The sequence below is a fragment of the Sodalis glossinidius str. 'morsitans' genome (assembly GCF_000010085.1).
Classification (GTDB): Bacteria; Pseudomonadota; Gammaproteobacteria; order Enterobacterales; family Enterobacteriaceae; genus Sodalis; species Sodalis glossinidius.
In genome coordinates this window covers 3,674,639-3,696,390 of record NC_007712.1, presented here as the reverse complement: position 1 = coordinate 3,696,390, position 21,752 = coordinate 3,674,639, and the positions used below count along the sequence as shown (strand labels likewise).

The following is a 21,752-nucleotide window of genomic DNA, read 5'->3' as shown; positions in this document are numbered from 1 at the left end:
CTTATCATTATCAGGAGACCCCCATGGCCAGCAGAGGCGTTAATAAAGTGATTCTAGTCGGAAACCTGGGCCAGGATCCAGAAGTCCGCCATATGCCTAATGGTGGTGCGGTAGCCAACATTACGCTGGCCACCTCGGAGAGCTGGCGCGACAAGCAGACCGGCGAGACCAAGGAGAAAACGGAATGGCACCGCGTGGTGCTGTTTGGCAAACTGGCCGAGGTGGCGGGCGAATATCTGCGTAAAGGCTCCCAGGTGTATATCGAGGGATCGCTGCAAACTCGCAAGTGGCAGGACCAGAGCGGTCAGGATCGCTACACCACCGAAGTCGTGGTCAATGTGGGCGGCACCATGCAAATGCTCGGGGGCCGTCAGGGCGGCGCGGCGGCCAGCGGCGGCCAGCAGAGCGGCTGGGGCCTGCCTCAGCAGCCGCAGGGCAATAATGCGCAGTTCAGCGGCGGTAATGCACCGGCGTCGCGCCGCGCGCAGAACAGCGCTCCGGCGCCCAGCAATGAGCCGCCGATGGACTTTGATGACGATATTCCATTCTGAGGTTAACCTTAGACAACCTTGTCAAAGCTGCGAAAAAAAACCTCCTATGAGCATGAGGTTTTTTTGACGAAAGAGCCTCCGTATGTAGACGCGGACGTTGATTCAGATCTATGGCCTGAAGAAGGATGTGACCTGCCTGCGGCGTGTGTCTGCAACGTTCATGGTATTATTGGAGCGCGAAAAAGCGTCATGCCTGGTTGCGTTTAGAAGAGGATGCGTTAATTGATGAGTGGCGGTGTTTCGTCAGTATTCGCTGCGCCTACGTCTTTCGGGGTTGAAGCTACAATGTTTAATGTGCCGCTGGAGCGTTAAATACGGGTTTTCAGCACGGCATTTGTATTATTACCGCACCAATTAAGTTGGAATAATGTCCATACCGATTGATTAATGGCAGCGTTTGATTTTTCTCGCGGTTGGCGCCGATAGTTGCATGATGAATAGCGTTATGAAAAGATGTTATGCATGTTAAATATTTACCTTATTAAAACGTTACAGAGCGATTGATGATAGGAAATGGCTATAAATCAGGGTAACCAATATTTTTACATTCAGTCAGTAAATTCCTGCCGCCTAAACTGACTTTAGGCGATTTATTTATTTTTAATTTACCCCATGTTCAGAATTTTTTATTTATTGCGCCATGGAAGCTTATTGATTCTGGATGAGCATTCTATAAAATTTCGATACCGTATAAATTTGGCCTTTGCATCTCAAACACGTACAATCCTTGCATATATGATTGCCTATGCTCGTGTACACGTTATTTCCGTCGAGGGGCTCACAATGATGAAGGTATTTAATCCCTCGCGCTGTGCACCTGATTAAGCTACTCAGTTCAAGAAAAAGTGAAGGGTGGCATATTGACGATGCCATTTACCTGGTTGCAGGTTGTTAACGGGTGTGAAATGGGGCCATTCATCGCTTGATGTCATTGGCAACCATTTTAGTGGAGCAGGGCCCTGTGATTACAGGCGAGGTACGCGGGCAGAACAGGTGCTTTTGCCCGCGTTTTGACGTCATCAGCCCGGTCTGAAATCCACGGGCTGATGACGTGCGCCACCGACTAAGGCAACAACAAGCGTCCTTTTCTCCGGGCTAAACTTGGCGGGTTATGATAAGGCCTGTTCCGTTGCCGCGATGCGCGCGCGCAATAACGGGATCAGTTGTTCACCATAGCGGTGTGCGTCTTCGGCGATATCCCAGCCTCGCAGATACCAGGCACAGACCCCCAGTTGACGGTAACGCATAAACGCTTCTGCGACCTGCTCCGCCGTGCCGACCAGGTCCGCCCACTTTCAATACGCGGGCATATTTCATCCATAATCGTTCATCATAGATATCTCGCCGGGCGGCGAGTTCGTTTGCCAGCACGGCCGGGCCGCCAATTGTTCATCGCTCGTGGGGGATGAAACCTGCACGGTGTAGCGGACATTTTGCGGCCATACCGGTAAGTGTTAGAAGGCTTCCTGCGTGGCGCGATGATCTATTTCCGCCGTGACGTGTACCGATAGGGAATCCAGCAGTACCGATTGTAGCGCCGCCTGGGTCAGGTAGACATGGGTGAGGTAGCTGCCTAGGACGCCGAGCTGCACTTCCTGCGAGCCCGGGCCGAGGCCGTAGCCTGCCAGTTCGGGCGGGCTGGCTGTCGAGGATAATTTGATGATCCTTGATACGAATACGCCGGACGCCGCTGCGACCTTCGGCCGTCACCTGCGCGGAAATCGTGCTGGGCTGACTGCCGTCCTCGCTGATTTTTTTGCGCCAGGCAACATTTTTTCGCGTTTAACCTGCAAATATTCACGTAAACCGGACATTATTTCTTCTCCTGGAGCTGTTGCTGCAAAAAGGCGGAGTAACGCGCGTCAAACACCGGGCTGACGTCGGTGGCATGATCAATGATCCCCAGTCGGTAAAAGTTATCGGCGATGGGGTCTGTCGCGTTGTCCAGAGCAGCGTCGACCGGTACAAATTGCCCGCCGACCCGTGAGGCCGCGAGGCGCGCCACGTCGGGGCTGATATTGGCCTCTTTGGCCTGCAGTTCGGCCCACCGTTGCGGGTGCGCGCGCAACCAGGCGGTGGCGCGGTAGCTGCGTAATAAAAAGTCCTGCAGAGTCTGTGATTTTGCTTTATCCGCCAGGGTTTTCTGCGAGGCAAACTGTAAACCGAGGCTGAAGGACGCGGTATCGCCAGAATGCGGGTGCCGAAGGTTTTCTCGGCGATGGCCGCGTTAGGTCCCAGATGCCCCAGGCATCTACGCGGCCTTGAGTCAGCGCGGCCAGTCCTTCCGCCGGCGCCAGATAGCGCAACTGCACGTCGTCAACGGACAAACCGTGATCGCGCAAGATGGACAACAGGCTATTATGGAAACCTGAATCGCGATAAACGGCGATTTTTTTCCCTTTTAATTGCTCGACCGTCGTGATGGGGGAGTTTTTCGCCACAAGTAATGCGCCAAACAGGCCCTTTTCGCTGGCCGCCACGACTTTTGCATCGCGCTGATTTTAGGAGAGGAACACGGCAGGGGTATCACCGCCCCAGAAGGTATCGATAGAATCCGCCAGCAGGGCATCCATCGCCGGTGGCGCGGCATCGAAATTGACCCATTGCAAGGTGTAGGGTAAGTGCTGGTCCTCTCCGGAAACGCGGAACCACAAATCCTGACCCAGCCGGCTGGCTACGCCGACGCGGAGTACCGTCTGCGGCTCTGCGGCCACCGGTGCGGTGGCGAACATGGACGTCATGCAAAGCAGACTTATCCCTAGCAGCCACGCGCTGCGCCAGTAGGATGGAGAACGCAAATAAGCCAATAACCTCATGGAGCACATCCCCTGTAAAAAAGATCAACGTAACCGGCCTGTTGATTGAAAAAAACAACTTTTTTGCGTATGCTTAGCGAATAATGTGCTTTTGCACGGGCAGCAGGGCACGGGGTTGTGATACTCGTGTCGCTGACGGCAAGCGTGACGCGTTTACTACGCCGGGGGCTGGGGGACGCGCAGGACGGGACGTTGCTGCGGCGCTTATTGGGACAATGGCCTATCGGTAACACAATAGGTTATCGGTAACAAAAGACCGCGTGACGCTAGCTGTCGCCCGTGGCCGTCCTGTGTCATACTATGGCAGCGAGACCGGCAGCAAGCTTATGCCCGTGTCGCCGCTGCCGGCTATCTTCAAGCGGCAGTAAAGGTGCGCACTGTCTGGCAAGTCGCTGCGTCGACCGTTAACTTTATCTCTTGGATGGTCATGGAATAACGGCCGCCGCCCCGGACGGCGCGGCAAACGAAGCGGCTCCCCCTGATGCCGGCGGCGCCAATGGATATGCCAATGCGCCAGGAAGTGGGGGATGAGGTTAGCGTGTACACCGGCCCCGACGGGATAGATGTCCTGGTGTTGCGTTATGGGTCGACACGGGTCAGTGAAGCGCTGGTGCAATTCAGCGGCACTAAGCATGCCTGGGACGGCAAGATCCAAAAGCTTGAAGTAAAAAAAACGCCTCAGAAAACCTTTACTGGCTCAACTTGCAGGGCAAACGATTTGTCGCGCTGACGCTTGCCAAAGACGGCTTAGGACGCATCACCCTGCCGGGTGAGCCACAGGCCTATCCTGTCACCTATGATGCGGCACTGTCGGCGCAGCTTAACCCGCAATACTTCTTGGCCGATTACCTAAGCCGCAATTAACGTTGCCCGGCACGGCGGGTGGTCGCCGCGGCGCTGAAGGTCACTGCGCTGCATTGGGTGATACCGGGCAAACGCACGGGGCAATCAGGTCCGCCAGCCAGTCTATAAACACCTTTACCCGCGGAGGTAGATGGCGCCGGTGGGCATAGAGCAGGGTGATATCCATAGGGGGAGGCAGGTAATAGGGCAAAATTTCCACTAATTGACCGCTGGTGAAAAGCCCGATATATCGGGCAACCGGCACCTGAATAATTCCCAATCCGTTTAGGCAGGCCGCTTCATAGGCATCGGCATTATTCACCGTGACCCGGACGGGCATTTGGCGGCTGACCATGCGGCCGTGTTGCTGATAAACGAACCCTTCCGATTGGGAGCCTAGTACCTGCACGTAATCAATCAACACATGGCGATCAAGATCGGCGGGGGTGACGGGCACGCCATACGCCCGCAGGTAGGCCGGACTGGCGTAGTTGATCATGCGCAGTTTTCCCAGGCGGCGCGCGACCAGATTATCGTCGTTTAATTGCCCGATACGTACCACGCAATCAAATCCCTTACGAACCACATCGCCCCGTCTGTCGGTACAGCTTATCTCTACTTGAATCGCCGGATGTGCCTGCAAAAACTCGCCCAGGCGCGGGAACACCTCCAGCCGGGCGAAGGCGGTTGGCATATCGACGCGCAGCCTGCCGTCTGGTACCGGTCCTTGCTGACGGAATAAGCCGTCCAGTTCTTCCATGGAAGCGAGCACGTCTCGCGCCCGGTCATAGAGGACCAGACCATCCTGAGTCGGCGTAACCCTGCGGGTAGTACGATGCAGCAAGCAAGCGCCAAGCACGCCCTCCAACGTTTGAATATGCTCGGCCACGGTAGATTTAGGCAGACCAAGCGTGTTGCCCGCCTGAGTAAAACTTGCCAGTTCCACCACCCAAACAAAGCTTTGTAGCAGCGCCAGTTTATTCATCGTCGCTCTTATGATTGTTTGCTGATAGTGAACAGTCTTTCCGGTTTAACGCTTTTTATACAATTGGCACCTATCACTCCCACAAAGAGGAAGCGCAGGCGCTGGTAAAGGAGATTGAATGGAGCGGCGGCAACGCGGCCATGCTGCAACTGGATACCGGCGATAGTCGCCGTTTTGGCGATTTCGCCAGCGATTTGCAGCAGTTGTTGAGTGATAAGTTCAACCAGACGCAGTTTCACCATCTGGTCAACAATGCCGGGATTGGTATTCATGCTCCTTTTACCGCAACCGACGAAGAGCAATTCGACCAATTGATGCGCATCAATTTCAAGGGCCCGTTTTTTCTGACCCGGGCGTTACTGCCGCTACTGGCCGACGGCGGCAGTATTTTGAATATGTCGAGCGTGCTTACTCGATTCACCACGCCTGGTTTTGCCGCCTATGCGGCGACGAAAGGGGCGATGGAAGTGTTGACGCGTTATCAGGTCAAAGAGCTGGGGGGCCGCGGGATTCGGGTCAATATTCTGGCGCCCGGCGCGATAGAATCGGATTTCGCCGGTGGCACGGTACGGGATAACAAGCAGGTAAATCAGGTCATCGCCGACAATACCGTTCTCGGACGTGTCGGGTTGCCCGATGATATCGGCGCGACGCTCGTCGCGCTGCTGAGCGATAACTGTCACTGGATGACCGCTCAGCGCGTTGAAGCGTCGGGCGGGATGTACCTATGATGGGGTGCGGTCGGTAGCGCCAGAGTGAGCCGTCAGGCCGCACGGCTCAGTCAGGGCGGTGCGTCGCTCTGATCTTCGCAATGCATGCCGGGTCAATGCCAGCCTTATCAAGTCCAACCTAGGCGATATCCATCATGGTGATACCAATCTTGGCAATACCCGTCGGTGCTCACCCCCGACATTCACGGGCCCGCGCAACCCCTTTGTACCTTAGGCCGGCGCCTGTCCCTGTCGATATCTGCCAGCGTGCCTATCGCGACGCGGGCATGCTCGTACTGAAGCGATACCGTCCCGGTCCCTTTGGCCGGGACGTCTGCACCGGCCCGCTTTACGCTTTATTAACGCCTTTCCTTTTCCCGCAGTAAAACTTTTTATTAAAAATAGTTAATAACCTCTTGCAATGTTGACCTAAATTTACATAATAAATAACTATAATAACTATAATAACTATAATAACTATAATAACTATAATAACTATAATAACTATAATAACTATAATAACTCACATTTGACCTGGTAATAAATATATGTGCACCGCGCGTCTCGTTTTTCCTGCGGCCAAGGTCTCCTCGCCGCGCCTGCTGGCGTTATTCATCAGCGCCTGCTGTGGTTCTGTGGCCGTACCGGTTTATGCCGCGACCACCGCTGCGAACACCAGCACGACTGCAGCTCCGGCGGCTACCGGCGGCGCTCCCGCTGCTGCGACCGGTAACGGCACGGAAACCATTACCGTCGTGGCGAAACCGGACAACGGCTTCACGCCAGGCGGCGATCGGCTGGTGCCGGCCTATCTGGATGGTCAAATCGCCAACGGTGGCCGGTTGGGTCTGCTGGGTGAGCAGTCGGCGCAAGATGTGCCGTTCAACGTCGTCGGCTATACCTCCAAGCTGATGCAGGATCAGCAGACGCGCTCTCTGACCGATGTATTGCGAAACGACGCCTCGGTGCAGACCACCTGCAGCTACGGCAGCACCCAGGAGTCTTTCCGGGTACGTGGGTTTGATCTTTAATAGCGAAGATATTGCCTACGGCGGCCTCTATGGCGTTCTGCCGCGCCAGTTTGTCGCCACCGAGCTGGCGGAACGCGTGGAATTGCTCAAAGGTTCCAGCGCCTTCCTGAACGGGGTACCCCCCGGCGGTACCGGCGTGGGGGGCACCGTTAATATTGAACCGAAACGGGCCGGCGACGAGCCGCTGAACTGTGTTTCTGTTGACTATACCTCTAAATCCCAGGTCGGCGGCGCCTTTGACGTTGCGCGCCGTTTCGGCGACAACAACCAATGGGACGTGCGGGTGAGTGGCGTGCATCGCTAGGGCGAGACGGCGGTCGAAAATCAAAAGCGCCGTTTGACGCTTTGTACCATTGGCCTGGATTACCGCGGCGACCGTTTCCGCGCCTCACTGGATGCGGGCGCCGAGAAACAAACGGTGCATGGTGCGCGTTCGGTGGTCTATACCTCCGGCATGGATAAAATCCTCGAGGCACCTTCCGCAACGAACCAACTAGGGTAAAAGTAGGCGTTTACTAACATTAAAAGCCAGTTTGGCGCGCTGCGTGGCGAATACGACCTGACCGATGACTGGACGGTCTATGGTGCGGTCGGCGGCAACCATACCCATGAATACGGTTCCTACTCCAACGCCACCCCTTTAACGATTATGGCGACGCCACCATGGGCCAGATGCAGGTACCTTACTTTTCCGACAGCATCTCCAGCCAGGCGGGCATTCGCGGTAAATTTGACACCGGTTTTATCGACCACAGTGTCAATCTTGGTTATTCTAGCACCTACCGTCGTGTACGTACCGCCTATCAAATCTCGTCCAGCAGCCTCGCCACCAATATCTACGATCCGAGCTATTCCGATGAGCCAACGGACGCGACCTATGCTGGCGGTAAGATGGGCAACCCCGGCGTCACCAATGCACCTACAACAGCGGCGTGAGCCTGTCGGATACCTTGTCGATGCTTGACGATCGCCTGAAGCTGATAGCCGGTCTGCGTCGCCATAGCGTCAATGTGACCAACTACGCCTACACCGGCGAAGAGACCACCAAGTTTGAGCGCACCAAAGTGACGCCGGCCTTCGGTCTGATGGTCAAGCCTTGTGAGCACATCTCCCTTTACGCCAACCATATCGAAGCTCTACAGGCAGGGGAAACCGTTGGCAGTACCTATAATTCCGGCACCGTGGTCAACGGCGGCCAGGTTACCGGTGTCGAAACCTCGAAGCAAAATGAAGTGGGTGTGAAAGCGGATTACGGTCGTATCGCCGGCTCGCTGGCGGTCTTTGAAATTAAAAAACCGGTGGCCGCCTATCGCTATTTGGGCACCAGCAACGGCAACGCGCAGTATGAATACGGCAACTACGCCGAGGAACGCAACCGCGGCATTAAGCTTAACCTGTTCGGTGAGCCGGTGGTCGGCGTGCGCCTGAACGGCAGCGCGACATGGATGGATCCGGAGTTGACTAAAACCCAGGACGGCACCAATGACGGTAACGACTCCATCGGCGTGCCGCGCTATCAATTCGTGCTGGGCGGCGAATGAGATCTGCCGGGGCTCAGCGGTATCGCCGCCACCGGACGTGTCATTCGCACCGGCTTGCCGGTGCGTTTTTTTTGCCTGATCAACGGCGAGGCGACGGTTGTTATCTTTAACGGTTAAAAATTCTGTTACGCAGGCCGATAGTTGATAACGGATTTTTAACTGCCGGGAAAATGATCTACTATCATCTCGGGGTTCGCGTTTGCGGGGAGCTATTCTCGCGCGTCCTGCACATTGCTGCAAAAGCTAGAGACTAAGGAAAGCATGGAAATCTTTTTTACGATTCTTATCCTCACTCTTATCGTGTCCCTTTCCGGGGTAGTGACACGTATCTTACCGTTTCAAATACCGCTGCCGCTGATGCAGATAGCGCTCGGAGCGCTGCTTGCCTGGCCAAAGTTCGGCCTGCACGTGGATTTTAATCCTGAGCTTTTCCTGGTGCTGTTTATCCCGCCGCTGTTGTTTTCCGATGGCTGGAAGACACCCACGCGCGAATTTTTGCGCCACGGCGGCGAGATTGTGGCGCTGGCGTTGGTGTTGGTGATTATCACGGTGGTCGGTATCGGTTATCTGATTTACTGGATGGTGCCGGGTATCCCGCTGGTGGCGTCGCTGGCGCTGGCGGCCGTGCTATCGCCCACCGATGCGGTCGCGCTGTCGGGGATTGTTGGCGAAGGGCACATCCCGAAAAAGTTGATGGACATTTTGCAGGGCGAAGCACTGATGAATGACGCCTCCGGTCTGGTGTCGCTTAAATTTGCCATCGCGGTGGCGATGGGGACGATGGTGTTTTCCGTCGGCGGCGCTTCGCTCGAGTTTGTCAAAGTGGCGGCGGGCGGTCTGCTGGCCGGCGTGGCGGTGACCTGGGGTTACAGCAAGTCCCTGCGGCTGATTACCCGCTGGAGCGGCGACGACGCCGCGACGCAGACGGTATTGCTGCTGCTGCTGCCGTTCGTCGCCTATCTGATCGCCGAGCATATCGGCGTTTCCGGCATCCTGGCCGCGGTAGCCTCCGGCATGACCATCGGTCAGTCGGGCATTATCCGCAATGCGCCGCTGGCAATGCGGCTGCGCGGCAATAGCGTCTGGGCGATGCTGGAGTTTGTCTTCAACGGTATGGTCTTTATCATGCTGGGACTACAACTGCCGGACATTCTGGAGACCTCCATTACCCAGGCGGAACTGGATCCCACCATCCAGACCTGGATGCTGTTTACCGATGTCATTCTTATCTATGCCGCCCTGATGGTGCTGCGTTTCGGCTGGCTGTGGCTGATGAAACGCATAAGTTTGCGCTTTATGACCAAGCGGCCAATGGTCTTCGGCGACTATAGCACGCGCGAAATTCTGATAGCCTCTTTCGCCGGCGTGCGCGGCGCCATTACGCTTGCGGGCGTGTTGTCGATTCCCTTGCTGCTCAGCGACGGTTCAGCGTTTCCCTCGCGTTACCAACTGGTGTTTATCGCCACAGGCGTGATCCTGTTTTCCCTTATCTGTGGCGTGATTGTTCTGCCGCTGCTGCTGCGCGGTATTCAGGTGTCTGACAAAGCGCAGCACCGTCAGGAAGAACGTATGGCCCGTGCGGCGGCGGAAGTGGCCATTGAAAGTCTGCATAAAATGGAAGAGCGGCTGGTCAATAGCCAGGAAGAGAATATCGACAGTCAAATTCTCAACGAAGTCAGCGCCCGGGTTATCGGCAATTTACGCCGCCGCATTGACGGCAATGACGACGCGGACAGCGCCCTGTTGATTGAGAATCTGGAGCGGCGCATGCGGCTTAACGCGTTGCGCGCCGAGCGCGGCGAATATTATCATTTGCGCGCGCAGCAAAAAATCAGCAATGAAACGCTGATGAAGTTACTGCACGATTTGGATCTGCTGGAAGCGCTGCTGGTTGAGCACGAATAGGCCGCGCCGCCGGCACGTGCCTGGGGAGCCCTTCGCGCGGGTCCTCAATCGCGCGGCAGGGACGTAACCACGTTGGTAAGGCGAGGGCGGTTAGGTACTAAAGGGGGAGTCGCTCTCCAGGAGCAACGCTTGCGGTTGGGGGATGAACCGCATCCACGTGACTAGGGCGCTTTTGGCGCGATGACTCGTTGGCGCTCGCCTGGGAGCCAGCGTTCGCGGCAGGCGACGATCCACGCCTGCGCGCCATGGGACAGATAACTGTTCTGGCGCCAGATAAGCTCCAATTGCCACAGCATTTGCGGCATCAGCGGCAACCACAGCAGACGTTGGCCATCCAGCCTTCGGCAAAGTGGTTCCGGCAGCACCGCTATACCAATGCCCGTCGCCGCCATCGCCGCCAGAAAATCCCACTGGCCGCTGCGGACCGCAATTTGCGGTTCAATCCCGGCCACTCGCCCAACAGCGTAAACGGGACTTCCCGCCGCGTTAACCAGGGCGCGCGCCGCGGCACGACTGCACACAACGGGTGGCTAAATAGCGGCAGCGCGGCCAGCTCGGGGTCGACCTCGGCAGTCAGCGCGGTCAGCGCCAGATACAAATCGCCGGCCAGCACCGCCTGTTTCATGGTGACGCCGCCAAATTCCGCTATCTCCAGCGCGATACCCGGGTAGTGCTGGCGGAAATCGCCGATAAGCTCCGCCATTTGTATCCCCACCATAGGGGGTATACCCAGCCGCAGCCGCCCCCTTGCGCAGGGCGTTAATATCCTCAAGTTCCGCCTGTAATTGCCCGAACTTATTGAGGATCGTCAAACCGCGCTGATAAACCGCCCGGCCGCTATCGGTCATCTTTAGCGTGCGCCCTTCACGTACGATCAGCCGGCAATCCAGCTCCTCTTCCAGATGTTTGAGCATTTTGCTGATGGTGGGTTGGGTCACATAGAGTTTGGCGGCCGCCCGGGTAAAGCTTTGTTGCCGGATTACCTCAACAAAATAGCGCAGCGTACGAATGTCCATGAACTATTCCTACAGGGCATGATTCTCATGATATTAATTCATTTTCAGCAATATTTACCAGCCGCCTATACTGTGAGAAATCTCACATTATTAGGGTAGTGCCATGTCGCTAACCGGGCGCCGCGTTGGTCTTGCGTGCAGGTACCGCTGCAGGTCGCGCTATACGTCGGATTATTTTTGTTGCCGCAGTAACTGGTGCTGCGCTTCCATTTACCGCTGCCGGCTAATATCGTCGGCATGTTCCTGTTGCTAGCCTTGATTTTACTGCGCATTCTTCCCCTCGGCTGGGTGCGCGACGGCGCACGCTGGTTACTGGCGGAAATGTTGTTGTTCTTTGTGTCGGCGGTGGTGGCGGTGGTGAATTACAGCCAATTATTGCGCGTGGAGGGCTGGAGTATCTTTCTGGTTATCGCGTTGAGCACCGCGCTGGTAGTGGATCGGGTCTACCGTTTTGAGCTGTGGCTGGCGCGCAGGAAACGACATGAACAGTGATTTCATGCTGGGCGCGCTGTGTCTGCTGGTGACGCTACTGCTGTATTTCTTCAATAAACCCCGGTTTATGAAAATATGGCCATTATCCGCCTCCACTGGCTTTCGTTAAGCCCCGGCGTCATTACCTCGACCGTGGTAGCAGTGGCGAGTTCGGTATGGCTGGCGCTGCCGGAAGTGGTGCAACGCAGTTTGTCGGTGCGCTCGATTACCATGCCGTTTGCGCTGGCCGCGGCGGAGCAAGTGGGCGGTCAACCGGATCTGGTGGTGCTGTTCGTGGTGATAACCGGCGTATTCGGCATGGCGGTTGGCGATATCTTGTTTTTGCGTCTGGCGGTACGGGCCGGCGTGGCGCGGGGAGCGGGGTTAGGTGCGTCGTCCCACGGAGCCGGTACCGCCCGCGCTTATGAGATGGGGCAACGGGAAGGGGTAGTGTCCAGCCTGGTGATGATGCTGGCTGGGGTAGTTACGGTGCTGTTGGCGCCGTTGATCGGCCATATCATGTAGTAGTGGTCGATTGAGTCATTCCGGTGCGGGTACCGATACGCTACGGTGTTATCTATCATCCTCCAGCCCATCCCCCGCTATGATCCCGAGTGACGCATCGCCAGCCATCGCGCCTTCCTCAACGAACGTGACCCTTACGCTACTCCGCCAGACAGAGTAAACGCTGCCAAGCTCCTTATCGAGGCCGCGCCGGTGGAAATGCCGATACCGGTCTGGGAACGTATAAATTGCGGTATAAACAACTCACGCTCCCTGGCACCCTGCGCCGAATGATCGGTAATGGAAAACAGCCAGGTCCCGATAAACGCCACCAGCATTGAGAATAATGCCGGGTATTCATAAGGGTAAATCTGTTTGGCATGACCCAACACCTGCACCCAGATGGTCGGACCGATGATCATCAGCACCACCGCGGTGATGAGCCCCAGCCAGCCGCCGATCACCAATACATCGACAGCAAAATGATGGGGAAATTACAGATGGAAAACGCCAGACCGACCATAAAGGCGATGTTTTGATTCTCAAACAAAATGCCGAGACCGATAGCTACAAAACCCAGCACCACGACGGTAATTTTCGACACCCTCAGCTCGTCGCGCCCCGTTGCTTTCCCCGCTTTTATTACGCTGGCGTACAGATCGTGCGACACCGCCGAGACGCCGGCCAGCGTCAACCCCGCCACTACCGCCAAAATAGTGGCAAAAGCCACCGCCGAGATAAAGCCCAGGAAGAAATTGCCGCCGACCGCGTTAGCCAGATGCACCGACGCCATATTGTTGCCGCCGAGCAGCGCGCCGGCGCTGTCTTTGAAGGCGGTGTTGGCAACCACTAACAAAATTGCACCGAAGCCGATGATAAACGTCAGAAAGTAGAAGTAGCCCATAAACCCGGTGGCATAAAACACGCTTTTACGCGCCTCGCGGGCATCACTGACGGTGAAAAATCGCATCAGAATATGCGGGCCCGCCGTGCCGAACATCAGCGCAGCCCCAGCGACAGCGCCGAGACGGGATCGGCCACCAGGCTGCCGGGGCGCATAATTGCCGCGCCTTTGCCGTATACCGCCATGGCGTCGGCAAACAGCCGGTTAAAGCTGAAACCGACGGTCTTCATCACCATCAGCGCCATGAAACTCGCCCCGGCCAGCAGCAGCCCCGCCTTGATGATTTGTACCCAGGTCGTGGCCAGCATGCCGCCGAACAGGACATACAACACCATCAGGATGCCCAACAGTACCACGGTGATGTGATAATTGAGGCCGAACAGCAGTTGTATCAGCTTGCCGGCGCCTACCATCTGGGCTATCAGGTACAGCGCCACCACCAGCGAGCCGCAGGCGGACAGGGTGCGGATCGGTTTCTGCTGCAACCGGTATTAGGCGACGTCGGCGAAGGTATAACGCCCCAAATTGCGCAGATGTTCGGCTATCAAAAACAAAATGATTGGCCAGCCCACTAGAAAGCCGAGGGAATAAATCAGCCCGTCATAGCCGGACGTATACACCAGCGCCGAAATGCCTAGGAACGACGCGGCGGACATAAAATCGCCGGAGATGGCCAGGCCGTTTTGCAGCCCGGCAATATTGCCGCAGGCGTTGTAATAATCGCTTCCGCGAGCGGGTGCGTTTTGACGCCCAATAGGTGATATAAAGCGTGGCGGCGACGAACAGTACAAACAGAATGATGGCCTGAATGTTCAGCGGCTGGCGATCGACCGCGCCATTAACCGTTTCCGCCTGGATCAGCAGCGGACAGGCCGCCAGCGGCGGCGTCAATGTCCAATGGGCGTTATTGATCATGCTGCACCTCGCGCAAAAGCTGTTGGGTCAGACGGTCGAACTCGCCGTTGGCGTGAATGACGTAAACACCGGTCAGAACGAAGGAGGCCACAATCAACCCGATGCCGAGCGGTATACTGGGGGTTACGCTGGTGCCCGGATGCAACGGCGTTCCCAGCCAATCTGGCGCGAAAGCAATAAGCAGGATGAAACCGTAATACAGCACCAGCATGATAAGGGCAAGCAACAAGGCGAAACGCTGGCGTTTGCTCACCAGTTTCTTGAAAAAGCGGATTGCTCTGTATCCGTTGATAAATGATCGCATTCATCAGGGATTCTCCAGTAGGGTCAGAGGTACGGTAGAAAAAGCCACCCGAAGGTGGCGGAGGATTACGAAGGCAAGGTCAGAGTGTGTTTTTCTTCCAGCAGTTTTTCGACCACGCCAGGATCGGCCAGCGTGGAGGTGTCACCGAGATTGCCGGTGTCGCCGGCGGCAATTTTACGCAAGATGCGGCGCATTATCTTGCCGGAGCGGGTTTTCGGCAGCGAATCGGTCCAATGCAGAACATCGGGGGTGGCGATTGCGCCGATTTCTTTACGCATCCAGGCGCGGACTTCGTTATACAGCTCAGGCGTCGGGGTTTCGCCCGCGTTGAGCGTAATATAAGCGTAGATCGCCTGGCCTTTGATGTTGTGCGGCATCCCCACCACCGCCGCTTCGGCAATTTTCGGATGGGCCACCAAAGCCGATTCGATCTCGGAGGTGCCGAGGCGGTGGCCGGAAACGTTGAGTACATCATCGACGCGGCCGGTTATCCAATAATAGCCGTCCTCATCGCGCCGGGCGCCGTCGCCGCTGAAATACATGCCTTTAAAGGTGTAGAAATAGGTCTGCTTGAACCGATCGTGATCGCCATAGAGGGTACGCGCTTGACCGGGCCAGGAGTCGGTGATGACAAGATTGCCTTCCCCGGCGCCGTCGACAGGCGTGCCGACGTTATCTACCAGAGCGGGCTGGACGCCGAAAAACGGCAGCGCCGCCGAGCCGGGTTTTAACGCCATGGCGCCCGGTAGCGGAGTGATCATGAAGCCGCCCGTTTCGGTCTGCCACCAGGTATCGACGATCGGGCAGCGGCCGTTGCCGATCTTATGGTAATACCACTCCCAGGCTTCAGGGTTGATGGGTTCGCCCACAGAGCCCATGATCCGCAGCGACGAACGATGCGTACCGGTTATCGCCTTGTCACCTTCGGCCATCAGCGCGCGAATGGCGGTGGGCGCGGTGTAGAGAATATTCACCTGATGTTTGTCCACCACCTGCGCCATGCGGCTGGCGGCTGGCCAGTTGGGCACGCCCTCAAACATCAGGGTAATGGCGCAGCAGGCCAGCGGGCCGTACAGCAGATAGCTGTGCCCCGTTACCCAGCCGACGTCAGCGGTACACCAATAAACATCGCCGGGGTGATAGTCGAATACATATTTAAAGGTCGTGGCGGCGTAAACCAGATAGCCGCCGGTAGTGTGCAGCACCCCCTTGGGAGTGCCGGTGGAGCCGGAGGTATAGAGAATGAACAGCGGATCTTCCGCCCCCATCGCCTCGGGCGGGCAGGTATCGTCGGCGCCGTCGATGGCGTCGTGCCACCACACATCCCGCTCAGGTTGCCAGTCAATTGCATTGCCGGTACGGCGGAAGACGATGACCCGGTTGACGCTTTTCACCTCCGGATGATTTAACGCATCGTCGATGTTTTTCTTCAGGGGGATTTTGCGTCCAGCGCGAAGCCCCTCGTCGGCGGTTACCACCAATTTGGCGCTGGAATCGATGATGCGGCCGGCGATCGCCTCCGGCGAAAAACCGGCGAAAATGACCGAGTGAACGGCGCCGATGCGTGCGCAGGCAAGCATCGCCACCGCGGCTTCCGGCACCATGGGCATGTAAAGGGCCACCACATCCCCTTTGCCGATACCCTGCGCCTTCAGGACATTGGCGAAGCGGCACACCGCCTGATGTAATTGCCGGTAGGTCAGGGTTTTGCTTTGACTGGCGTCATCCCCCTCCCAGATAATGGCAGTCTGGTCGCCCCGCTCCTGCAAATGCCGATCGAGACAGTTGGCGGCCACATTCAGCGTGCCGTCTTCAAACCAGCGAATATTGACATGGCCAGGATCGAAGGTCGTATTTTTCACCGTCTGGAAAGGGGTTATCCATTCCACAATCTGGGCGTATTCCCGCCAAAAGGAATCGGGATCGTTGATGGACTGCTCATACAATTTCCGATATTGCTCCGCAGAAACCAGCGTACGTTCCGCGAGGCTAGCGGGAATCGGGTAACGATGGGGTTGGCTCATAGTTTCCTCCTTCTATTTGTTAATTATGTGTTAACCCTTAGTTAATTACACCTCCTTGAATTGGCTTTGTTTCTTTTTTGCGCGACAGATCACGCATCACCTTTAGGATCACTCCGCCAGCGAAAAAAACATACCCCCGTCAGCACTGGGATAACAGGCGCTAATGACCTTCTCAAGACATTTTCAGCGATATTTATCATTTTCTTCTGTTTAAAAAGCGTATATAAAGACGGGTAGCGCAGCTGATGGCTGAGTTTTCAGCGCGTTTTCTATTACTTAACCCTTTAATAAAAAAGAGTTAAAGTTAATCTCTTGTAAAATGCAGGAAATAACAAATTAAATTGTCGAAAGCTCTTATAAATCAAGTCTTAAGCAGACACGTGCAGGTACGGCGTTTTTGAGATTTTCGATTTATACCAACTTTTTTGAGCGCCCCCGCTTCGCATGATCATAAGAGGTGAATAAGTGAAGCCGGTGACGGAGATGGACAGGTGTTCGTCACGGTGGGGCCAACTATGGAAAGCACTATTGTTATGAAAAAGTTAAAAGTAACGCTCGCCTGGCAAATTCTTTTTGCCTTGATACTCGGCATTCTCCTTGGCGCGGTACTCCATAACCAGGGCGAATTACGTGATTGGATGATGGCCAATATACTTTCGCCGGCCGGGGATATTTTTATCCGCATGATTAAAATGATCGTGGTGCCCATTGTGGTGGCTACGCTGGTTGTCGGCATTGCAGGAATTGGCGATGCTAAAAAGCTCGGCAGTATCGGATTCAAAACTATCTTGTATTTCGAGATAATCACGACCCTGGCGATTATTCTGGGGATTACCCTTGCCAACGTGTTCCATCCCGGCTACGGGATCGATATGTCAACGCTGGCGGTAGTTGATATCTCAAAATATGAACAGACCACTGTCGCAGTGCAATCGGGTGGCCATAGTCTGGTCGACACGATCTTATCGCTTATTCCGGCGAATATTTTTGCCTCGATGGCAAAGGGCGATATGCTACCGATCATCTTCTTCTCCGTGTTATTCGGCCTGGGCCTGGCCTCATTGCCGGAAAATACCCGCGCGCCATTACTCAATGTGTTTAATGCGGTGGCGGAAACGATGTTCAAAGTCACACATATGGTGATGCGCTATGCGCCGGTAGGGGTATTTGCGCTAATTTCGGTCACCGTGGCGACCTTTGGTTTCGCCTCGCTGCTGCCTTTGGCCAAGCTGGTGCTGCTGGTGTATGGCGCCATTATCTTTTTTGCTCTGGTGGTGCTGGGCGCCGTGGCGCGGCTTTGCCGATTGCGTATCTGGACATTGATTTGCATCTTGAAGGAAGAGTTGATTCTGGCCTTTTCCACCGCCAGTTCGGAAAGCGTATTGCCGCGTATTATCGAAAAAATGGAGGCCTACGGCGTTCCGGCGGCCATTACCGGCTTCGTGGTACCGACCGGCTATTCGTTCAATCTGGACGGCTCGACGCTGTATCAGAGCATTGCCGCCATCTTCATTGCCCAGCTCTACGGCATTGAACTGTCTTTGGGGCAGGAAGTGGTGCTGGTGCTGACGCTGATGGTGACCTCCAAAGGGATCGCGGGGGTACCAGGCGTGTCCTTTGTGGTGCTGCTGGCGACCCTGGGTAGCGTGGGTATTCCGCTGGAGGGGCTGGCGTTTATCGCTGGTGTCGACCGTATTCTGGATATGGCGCGCACAGCGCTTAACGTGGTAGGGAATGCGCTGGCGGTATTGGTGATAGCCAAATGGGAAAATCAATACGATAGTGTGCAGGCGCTGGCGTATGAAAAAGAGATGCTGGAATCCCGGGACTGACCCTTAAGCTCCGGCAAACGACCCTTGCGCTTCGGCAAACGGGGGCGATGATCCCCCCCTGTCAGCCGGACGCGGAGCCGGGGCCTGCGTGAGAGACCCCATGGCGCGACGCGGTGCAGTGCTGCGGCCGAGAAGCAGAGGCCTGCGGTAGAAGGGTTGCTGTGTCGGCCTGGCGACGCGAACGCGGCACCGACAAGCCTGATGTTGATGACATCAGGCTTTTTTCGCTGCGCCGCCGGTGAAGATGTACGGCGGTAGGGGCTTTCACAGCGGATGTTTCACCCGCCGGCCTGCAAGCTTCCATCGCGTCTTTCAGCCATGGCGATGCAACAGCTTATACAGCGCGAGAATGACCAGCATCGACAGCAGCGGCGCGCTGACCATCCCACCGACCATCGGTGCGGCGATGCGCTGCATGGCCTACGAGCCCACGCCGCCGCCTCACATGATCGGCAACAGACCGGCCATGATGGTCGCCACGGTCATCACTTTCGGCCGCACGCGCAGTACCGCGCCCTCGCGGATAGCCGTCAGCAAAGCCTGCTCGTCCAGCCGCCCGTTTTCATCTCGGTACTTGACCAGCGCATGGTTAAGATACAGAACCATGATCACGCCAAATTCCGCCGCCACGCCCGCCAGCGCAATAAAGCCCACCGCGGCAGCCACCGACAGATTATAGTGCAGCAAATAGAGCAACCACACGCTTTCTATCAACGCAAACGGCGGCGTGCCCATGATAAGCAGCACATCGCGTACCCGGCTAAAGGTGATATACAGCAGAACAAAGATGATCGCCAAAGTGAAGGGCAGCACAATTTTCAGTTTAGCGCTGGCGCGCTCCAGATACTCAAACTGCCCGGACCAACTTAGCGACACGCCCTCGGGCAGCTTAACCTATTGCGCTACCACGTTTTGCATCTCCAGGACGGCCGATTTTAAATCCCGGCCGCGTAGATCCAGTTCGAGAGCCGGGCATTCTCGCTTTTCAACATCGGCGGCCCGTCATTGACGCGGATAGAGGCCAAATCACCCAAGGTTACCTGTGCGCCGGCGGTGGTAATCACGGGAAGATCGCGCAGCTTTTGCACCGAGTCCCGCAGCTCGCGCGGATAACGCTCGCGCCCCTCGATCGTTTGGCCGATATTCTCCCCGCCGACGACCGCGGCGACCAACGATTGCAGCGCCTGCACCGTCACGCCATAGTGTGCCGCGTTCACCCGGTCGATATCCACATCAATATAGCGGCCGCCCTTCAATCGTTCAGCCAGGGCTGAAGTGATGCCCGGCATCTGGTGTACTCGCTCGGTTTGCTGTGCCACCGCTTCTATCTGGTCAATGTTATTGCCGTTGACCTTGATGCCGACCGGGCTATTTATACCGGTGGCAAGCATGTTCAACCGGTTGCGGATGAGTGGCACCCACACGCTGGAAATGCCGGGCAGTGAGACGGTGTTATCCAGTCCGCGCACCAGTTTTTCCATGGTCATTCCCGGGCGCCACTGATCTTTGGGTTTGAAATTGATCGTTGTTTCCAGCATGGTCAGCTGCGCCGGATCGGTAGCGGTGTCGGCCCGCTTTGCCGAACACTGTCTCCACTTCTGGCACGGTTTTGATAAGCCGGTTGGTTTGCTGCAACAGCCGCGCGGCTTCGCGCGCCGAGATGCCGGGAAGGGTCGAGGGCATATACAGCAGATCCCCTTCGTCCAGCGGCGGCATGAACTCGCTGCCGAGCCGACTGAGTGGAAAGAGGGTAATGATCAGCAGCGCCAGCGACAGGCCGAGCGTGGCCCAGGGCCAGGTCAGCGCCAGATTGAGCACGGGACGATAAAGTGCTATCAGCCAGCGGTTGAGCGGATTGGCCCCCTCGTCGGGAATACGGCCGCGGATAAAATACCCCATCAGTACCGGTACCAGAGTAATGCCGAGCCCGGCGGCGATTGCCATGGAGTAGGTTTTGGTGAACGCCAGCGGGCTGAACATCCGGCCCTCTTGTGCCTCCAGCGAGAAAACCGGTATGAAAGATAACGTGATGATAAGCAGGCTACTGAACAACGCCGGACCCACTTCGGTAGCGGCTCGGGCGGAGATCTGCTAATAGTCCTCGTTTGATGGCGTCTTACCGGGATGGTTATGGCGCCATTGCTCCAGCACCTTATGCATATTCTCGATCATCACGATGGTGGCGTCGACCATGGAGCCGATGGCAATAGCAATACCGCCGAGCGACATGATATTGGCGTTGATCCCCTGATAGCGCATGACGATGAATGCGCCAAGTATGCCGAGTGGGAGCGTGATTATCGCTACCAGCGCCGAGCGGAAGTGGAACAGAAACAGGCTGCACACCAGCGCCACGACAATAAACTCTCCCAGCAGTTTATGTGATAAAGAGTCAATCGCCTGCTCAATCAAGTGGGCGCGGTCATAGACCGGCACAATCTTGACGCCCGGCGGCAGGCTGCGGCGGATTTCCGCCAGCTTGTTTTTGACTCCGTTGATGGTATCGAGGGCGTTTTTGCCATAGCGCATAACCACGATACCGCCGGCGACCTCTCCTTCGCTGTTCAGCTCCGCGACGCCGCGTCGCATCTCCGGCCCGAGCCGGACCTGCACGACATCGGATAGCAATACCGGCACACCGCCGCGGGCGTCAATGACAATGTGGTTAAAATCATTCAGCGTTTTGAGATAGCCGGAGGTGCGCACCATATACTCGGCTTCGCTCATCTCAAGCACCGAGCCGCCGCCTCTGGTTGGCCTGCTGAACCGCCTCGATGATTTGCTAGTGGCTGATATTCAGCGCACGCATTCTGTCCTGCAGCAACACGATTTGATACTGCCGCACCATCCCGCCCAGGCTGGCGACTTCCGCCACGTTGGGCACGGTTTTAGCTCAAATTTTATTACCCAATCCTGTAATGCGCGCAGCTCTGCCAGATTATGCCGGCCGCTGCGGTCCACCAGCGCGTATTCATAAACCCAACCGACGCCCGTGGCATCAGGCCCAGGCCGGCACGGGCCTCCGCCGGCAGCGTCGCTTGCGTCTGACTCAGGTATTCCAGCGCCCGCGAGCGCGCCCAGTAGGGGTCGGTTCTATCGGCGAATAGCATGTAGATATAGGCGTCGCCAAACATGGAAAAGCCGCGCAAGGTGGTCGCGCCCAGGCACCGACAGCATGGTGGTCGTCAACGGCCAGGTAACCTAATCCTCGACGATCTGCGGCGCTTTGCCGGGATAATTGACCCGGACGATGACCTGGACATCGGACAAGTTCGGCAGCGCGTCCACCGGTGTCCGTTGCAAAGACCAGATGTCTCAGACCGCCAGCAGTAGCGCCGCCAAGATGACCAGGAGCCGATTACGCAGTGACCAGCTAATGATAAAGGCGATCATTGGCCGC

Annotated in this window: 18 protein-coding genes and 6 pseudogenes; 13 read left to right on the top strand and 11 right to left on the bottom strand. The window is 56.4% G+C overall.

The window, feature by feature from the left end:
- Positions 1-23: 23 nt before the first annotated feature.
- Positions 24-551 (top strand): single-stranded DNA-binding protein SSB1, encoded by a 528-nt coding sequence (gene ssb1, locus SGP1_RS19655; protein WP_011411940.1) that lies wholly within the window; start codon positions 24-26, stop codon positions 549-551.
- Between the two features lie 1,109 nt (positions 552-1,660).
- Here ssb1 and SGP1_RS31005 read toward each other — a convergent pair.
- From SGP1_RS31005 to SGP1_RS25030, 5 genes are all read right to left on the bottom strand, one after another.
- The gene (locus SGP1_RS31005) at positions 1,661-1,798 is read right to left on the bottom strand and encodes a hypothetical protein (protein WP_158302458.1); all 138 of its coding nucleotides are present in this window, start codon (positions 1,796-1,798) and stop codon (positions 1,661-1,663) included.
- Positions 1,799-2,005: 207 nt separating this feature from the next.
- Positions 2,006-2,143 carry a hypothetical protein gene (locus SGP1_RS31000; RefSeq protein WP_158302457.1) on the bottom strand — a complete coding sequence of 46 codons (138 nt, stop codon included), beginning with the start codon at positions 2,141-2,143 and terminating at the stop codon, positions 2,006-2,008.
- Positions 2,144-2,364: 221 nt separating this feature from the next.
- Entirely contained in the window at positions 2,365-2,619 is a 255-nt protein-coding gene (locus SGP1_RS19645) for a hypothetical protein (RefSeq protein ID WP_041867234.1), read from the bottom strand.
- A 58-nt stretch (positions 2,620-2,677) separates the two neighbouring features.
- The gene (locus SGP1_RS19640; protein ID WP_050747864.1) at positions 2,678-3,031 is read right to left on the bottom strand and encodes a TAXI family TRAP transporter solute-binding subunit; all 354 of its coding nucleotides are present in this window, start codon (positions 3,029-3,031) and stop codon (positions 2,678-2,680) included.
- Positions 3,032-3,052: 21 nt separating this feature from the next.
- Positions 3,053-3,367, bottom strand: coding sequence for a hypothetical protein (locus tag SGP1_RS25030; protein WP_158302456.1), 315 nt, complete (start codon positions 3,365-3,367; stop codon positions 3,053-3,055).
- A 496-nt stretch (positions 3,368-3,863) separates the two neighbouring features.
- Here SGP1_RS25030 and SGP1_RS28395 point away from each other — a divergent pair, with 496 nt between their 5' ends.
- Positions 3,864-4,097: a hypothetical protein gene (locus SGP1_RS28395; RefSeq protein WP_050747862.1), complete on the top strand. Its 234-nt coding sequence runs from the start codon at positions 3,864-3,866 to the stop codon at positions 4,095-4,097.
- Complete coding sequence (locus tag SGP1_RS30995; RefSeq protein ID WP_158302455.1) at positions 4,070-4,231, top strand: hypothetical protein; 162 nt, start codon at positions 4,070-4,072, stop codon at positions 4,229-4,231. The genes SGP1_RS28395 and SGP1_RS30995 overlap by 28 nt, the downstream gene beginning before the upstream one ends.
- Before the next feature lie 40 nt (positions 4,232-4,271).
- Here the strand turns inward: SGP1_RS30995 and SGP1_RS19630 are convergent, their stop codons facing one another.
- On the bottom strand, positions 4,272-5,195 hold the full coding sequence (locus SGP1_RS19630) for a LysR family transcriptional regulator (RefSeq protein ID WP_011411939.1): 924 nt from the start codon (positions 5,193-5,195) through the stop codon (positions 4,272-4,274).
- Between the two features lie 14 nt (positions 5,196-5,209).
- On the opposite strand from SGP1_RS19630, the gene SGP1_RS19625 reads away from it, so the two are divergent.
- From SGP1_RS19625 to SGP1_RS19615, 7 genes are all read left to right on the top strand, one after another.
- Positions 5,210-5,926, top strand: coding sequence for an SDR family NAD(P)-dependent oxidoreductase (locus tag SGP1_RS19625; protein ID WP_011411938.1), 717 nt, complete (start codon positions 5,210-5,212; stop codon positions 5,924-5,926).
- Between the two features lie 527 nt (positions 5,927-6,453).
- Entirely contained in the window at positions 6,454-6,936 is a 483-nt protein-coding gene (locus SGP1_RS34490; protein ID WP_050747861.1) for a TonB-dependent receptor plug domain-containing protein, read from the top strand.
- Positions 6,926-7,240, top strand: coding sequence for a hypothetical protein (locus SGP1_RS34485; RefSeq protein WP_243466110.1), 315 nt, complete (start codon positions 6,926-6,928; stop codon positions 7,238-7,240). The genes SGP1_RS34490 and SGP1_RS34485 overlap by 11 nt, the downstream gene beginning before the upstream one ends.
- A 33-nt stretch (positions 7,241-7,273) precedes the next feature.
- The gene (locus SGP1_RS34480; RefSeq protein WP_243466109.1) at positions 7,274-7,438 is read left to right on the top strand and encodes a hypothetical protein; all 165 of its coding nucleotides are present in this window, start codon (positions 7,274-7,276) and stop codon (positions 7,436-7,438) included.
- A 161-nt stretch (positions 7,439-7,599) separates the two neighbouring features.
- Positions 7,600-7,872: a hypothetical protein gene (locus SGP1_RS34475; protein WP_050747859.1), complete on the top strand. Its 273-nt coding sequence runs from the start codon at positions 7,600-7,602 to the stop codon at positions 7,870-7,872.
- On the top strand, positions 7,869-8,477 hold the full coding sequence (locus SGP1_RS34470) for a TonB-dependent receptor domain-containing protein (protein WP_050747858.1): 609 nt from the start codon (positions 7,869-7,871) through the stop codon (positions 8,475-8,477). Before SGP1_RS34475 ends, SGP1_RS34470 begins: the two co-directional genes overlap by 4 nt.
- A 261-nt stretch (positions 8,478-8,738) precedes the next feature.
- On the top strand, positions 8,739-10,382 hold the full coding sequence (locus SGP1_RS19615; protein ID WP_011411937.1) for a Na+/H+ antiporter: 1,644 nt from the start codon (positions 8,739-8,741) through the stop codon (positions 10,380-10,382).
- A 161-nt stretch (positions 10,383-10,543) separates the two neighbouring features.
- Here SGP1_RS19615 and SGP1_RS19610 read toward each other — a convergent pair.
- Positions 10,544-11,398, bottom strand: a pseudogene (locus tag SGP1_RS19610) (LysR substrate-binding domain-containing protein).
- 135 nt (positions 11,399-11,533) lie between these two features.
- Here SGP1_RS19610 and SGP1_RS19605 point away from each other — a divergent pair.
- Together SGP1_RS19605 and SGP1_RS19600 are read left to right on the top strand one after the other, a co-directional pair.
- Positions 11,534-11,890 (top strand): annotated as a pseudogene (locus SGP1_RS19605) (CidA/LrgA family protein).
- 60 nt (positions 11,891-11,950) lie between these two features.
- Positions 11,951-12,394: pseudogene (locus SGP1_RS19600) on the top strand (LrgB family protein); the annotation flags it as partial.
- Between the two features lie 134 nt (positions 12,395-12,528).
- Here SGP1_RS19600 and SGP1_RS19595 read toward each other — a convergent pair.
- The 3 genes and pseudogenes from SGP1_RS19595 to acs all read right to left on the bottom strand — a co-directional run bounded on the left by SGP1_RS19595 (position 12,529) and on the right by acs (position 16,520).
- Positions 12,529-14,192, bottom strand: a pseudogene (locus tag SGP1_RS19595) (cation acetate symporter).
- A pseudogene (locus SGP1_RS19590) lies at positions 14,182-14,500 on the bottom strand (DUF485 domain-containing protein). The pseudogenes SGP1_RS19595 and SGP1_RS19590 overlap by 11 nt, the downstream one beginning before the upstream one ends.
- Before the next feature lie 61 nt (positions 14,501-14,561).
- Positions 14,562-16,520, bottom strand: a complete 1,959-nt coding sequence (gene acs / locus SGP1_RS19585) for an acetate--CoA ligase (RefSeq protein ID WP_011411934.1) — start codon at positions 16,518-16,520, stop codon at positions 14,562-14,564.
- 533 nt (positions 16,521-17,053) lie between these two features.
- On the opposite strand from acs, the gene gltP reads away from it, so the two are divergent.
- Positions 17,054-18,352 (top strand): glutamate/aspartate:proton symporter GltP, encoded by a 1,299-nt coding sequence (gltP, locus tag SGP1_RS19580; protein ID WP_011411933.1) that lies wholly within the window; start codon positions 17,054-17,056, stop codon positions 18,350-18,352.
- Between the two features lie 312 nt (positions 18,353-18,664).
- Here gltP and SGP1_RS19575 read toward each other — a convergent pair.
- Positions 18,665-21,745, bottom strand: a pseudogene (locus tag SGP1_RS19575) (efflux RND transporter permease subunit).
- Between the last annotated feature and the right edge of the window lie 7 nt (positions 21,746-21,752).

Coding starts and splice junctions, on each gene's coding strand:
- acs (WP_011411934.1), bottom strand. CDS start 16,520: ATGAGCCAACCCCATCGTTACCCGATTCCCGCTAGCCTCGCGGAACGT.
- SGP1_RS34475 (WP_050747859.1), top strand. CDS start 7,600: ATGGGCCAGATGCAGGTACCTTACTTTTCCGACAGCATCTCCAGCCAG.
- SGP1_RS19630 (WP_011411939.1), bottom strand. CDS start 5,195: ATGAATAAACTGGCGCTGCTACAAAGCTTTGTTTGGGTGGTGGAACTG.
- gltP (WP_011411933.1), top strand. CDS start 17,054: ATGAAAAAGTTAAAAGTAACGCTCGCCTGGCAAATTCTTTTTGCCTTG.
- SGP1_RS28395 (WP_050747862.1), top strand. CDS start 3,864: ATGGATATGCCAATGCGCCAGGAAGTGGGGGATGAGGTTAGCGTGTAC.
- SGP1_RS25030 (WP_158302456.1), bottom strand. CDS start 3,367: ATGAGGTTATTGGCTTATTTGCGTTCTCCATCCTACTGGCGCAGCGCG.
- SGP1_RS31005 (WP_158302458.1), bottom strand. CDS start 1,798: ATGCGTTACCGTCAACTGGGGGTCTGTGCCTGGTATCTGCGAGGCTGG.
- SGP1_RS19615 (WP_011411937.1), top strand. CDS start 8,739: ATGGAAATCTTTTTTACGATTCTTATCCTCACTCTTATCGTGTCCCTT.
- SGP1_RS34490 (WP_050747861.1), top strand. CDS start 6,454: ATGTGCACCGCGCGTCTCGTTTTTCCTGCGGCCAAGGTCTCCTCGCCG.
- ssb1 (WP_011411940.1), top strand. CDS start 24: ATGGCCAGCAGAGGCGTTAATAAAGTGATTCTAGTCGGAAACCTGGGC.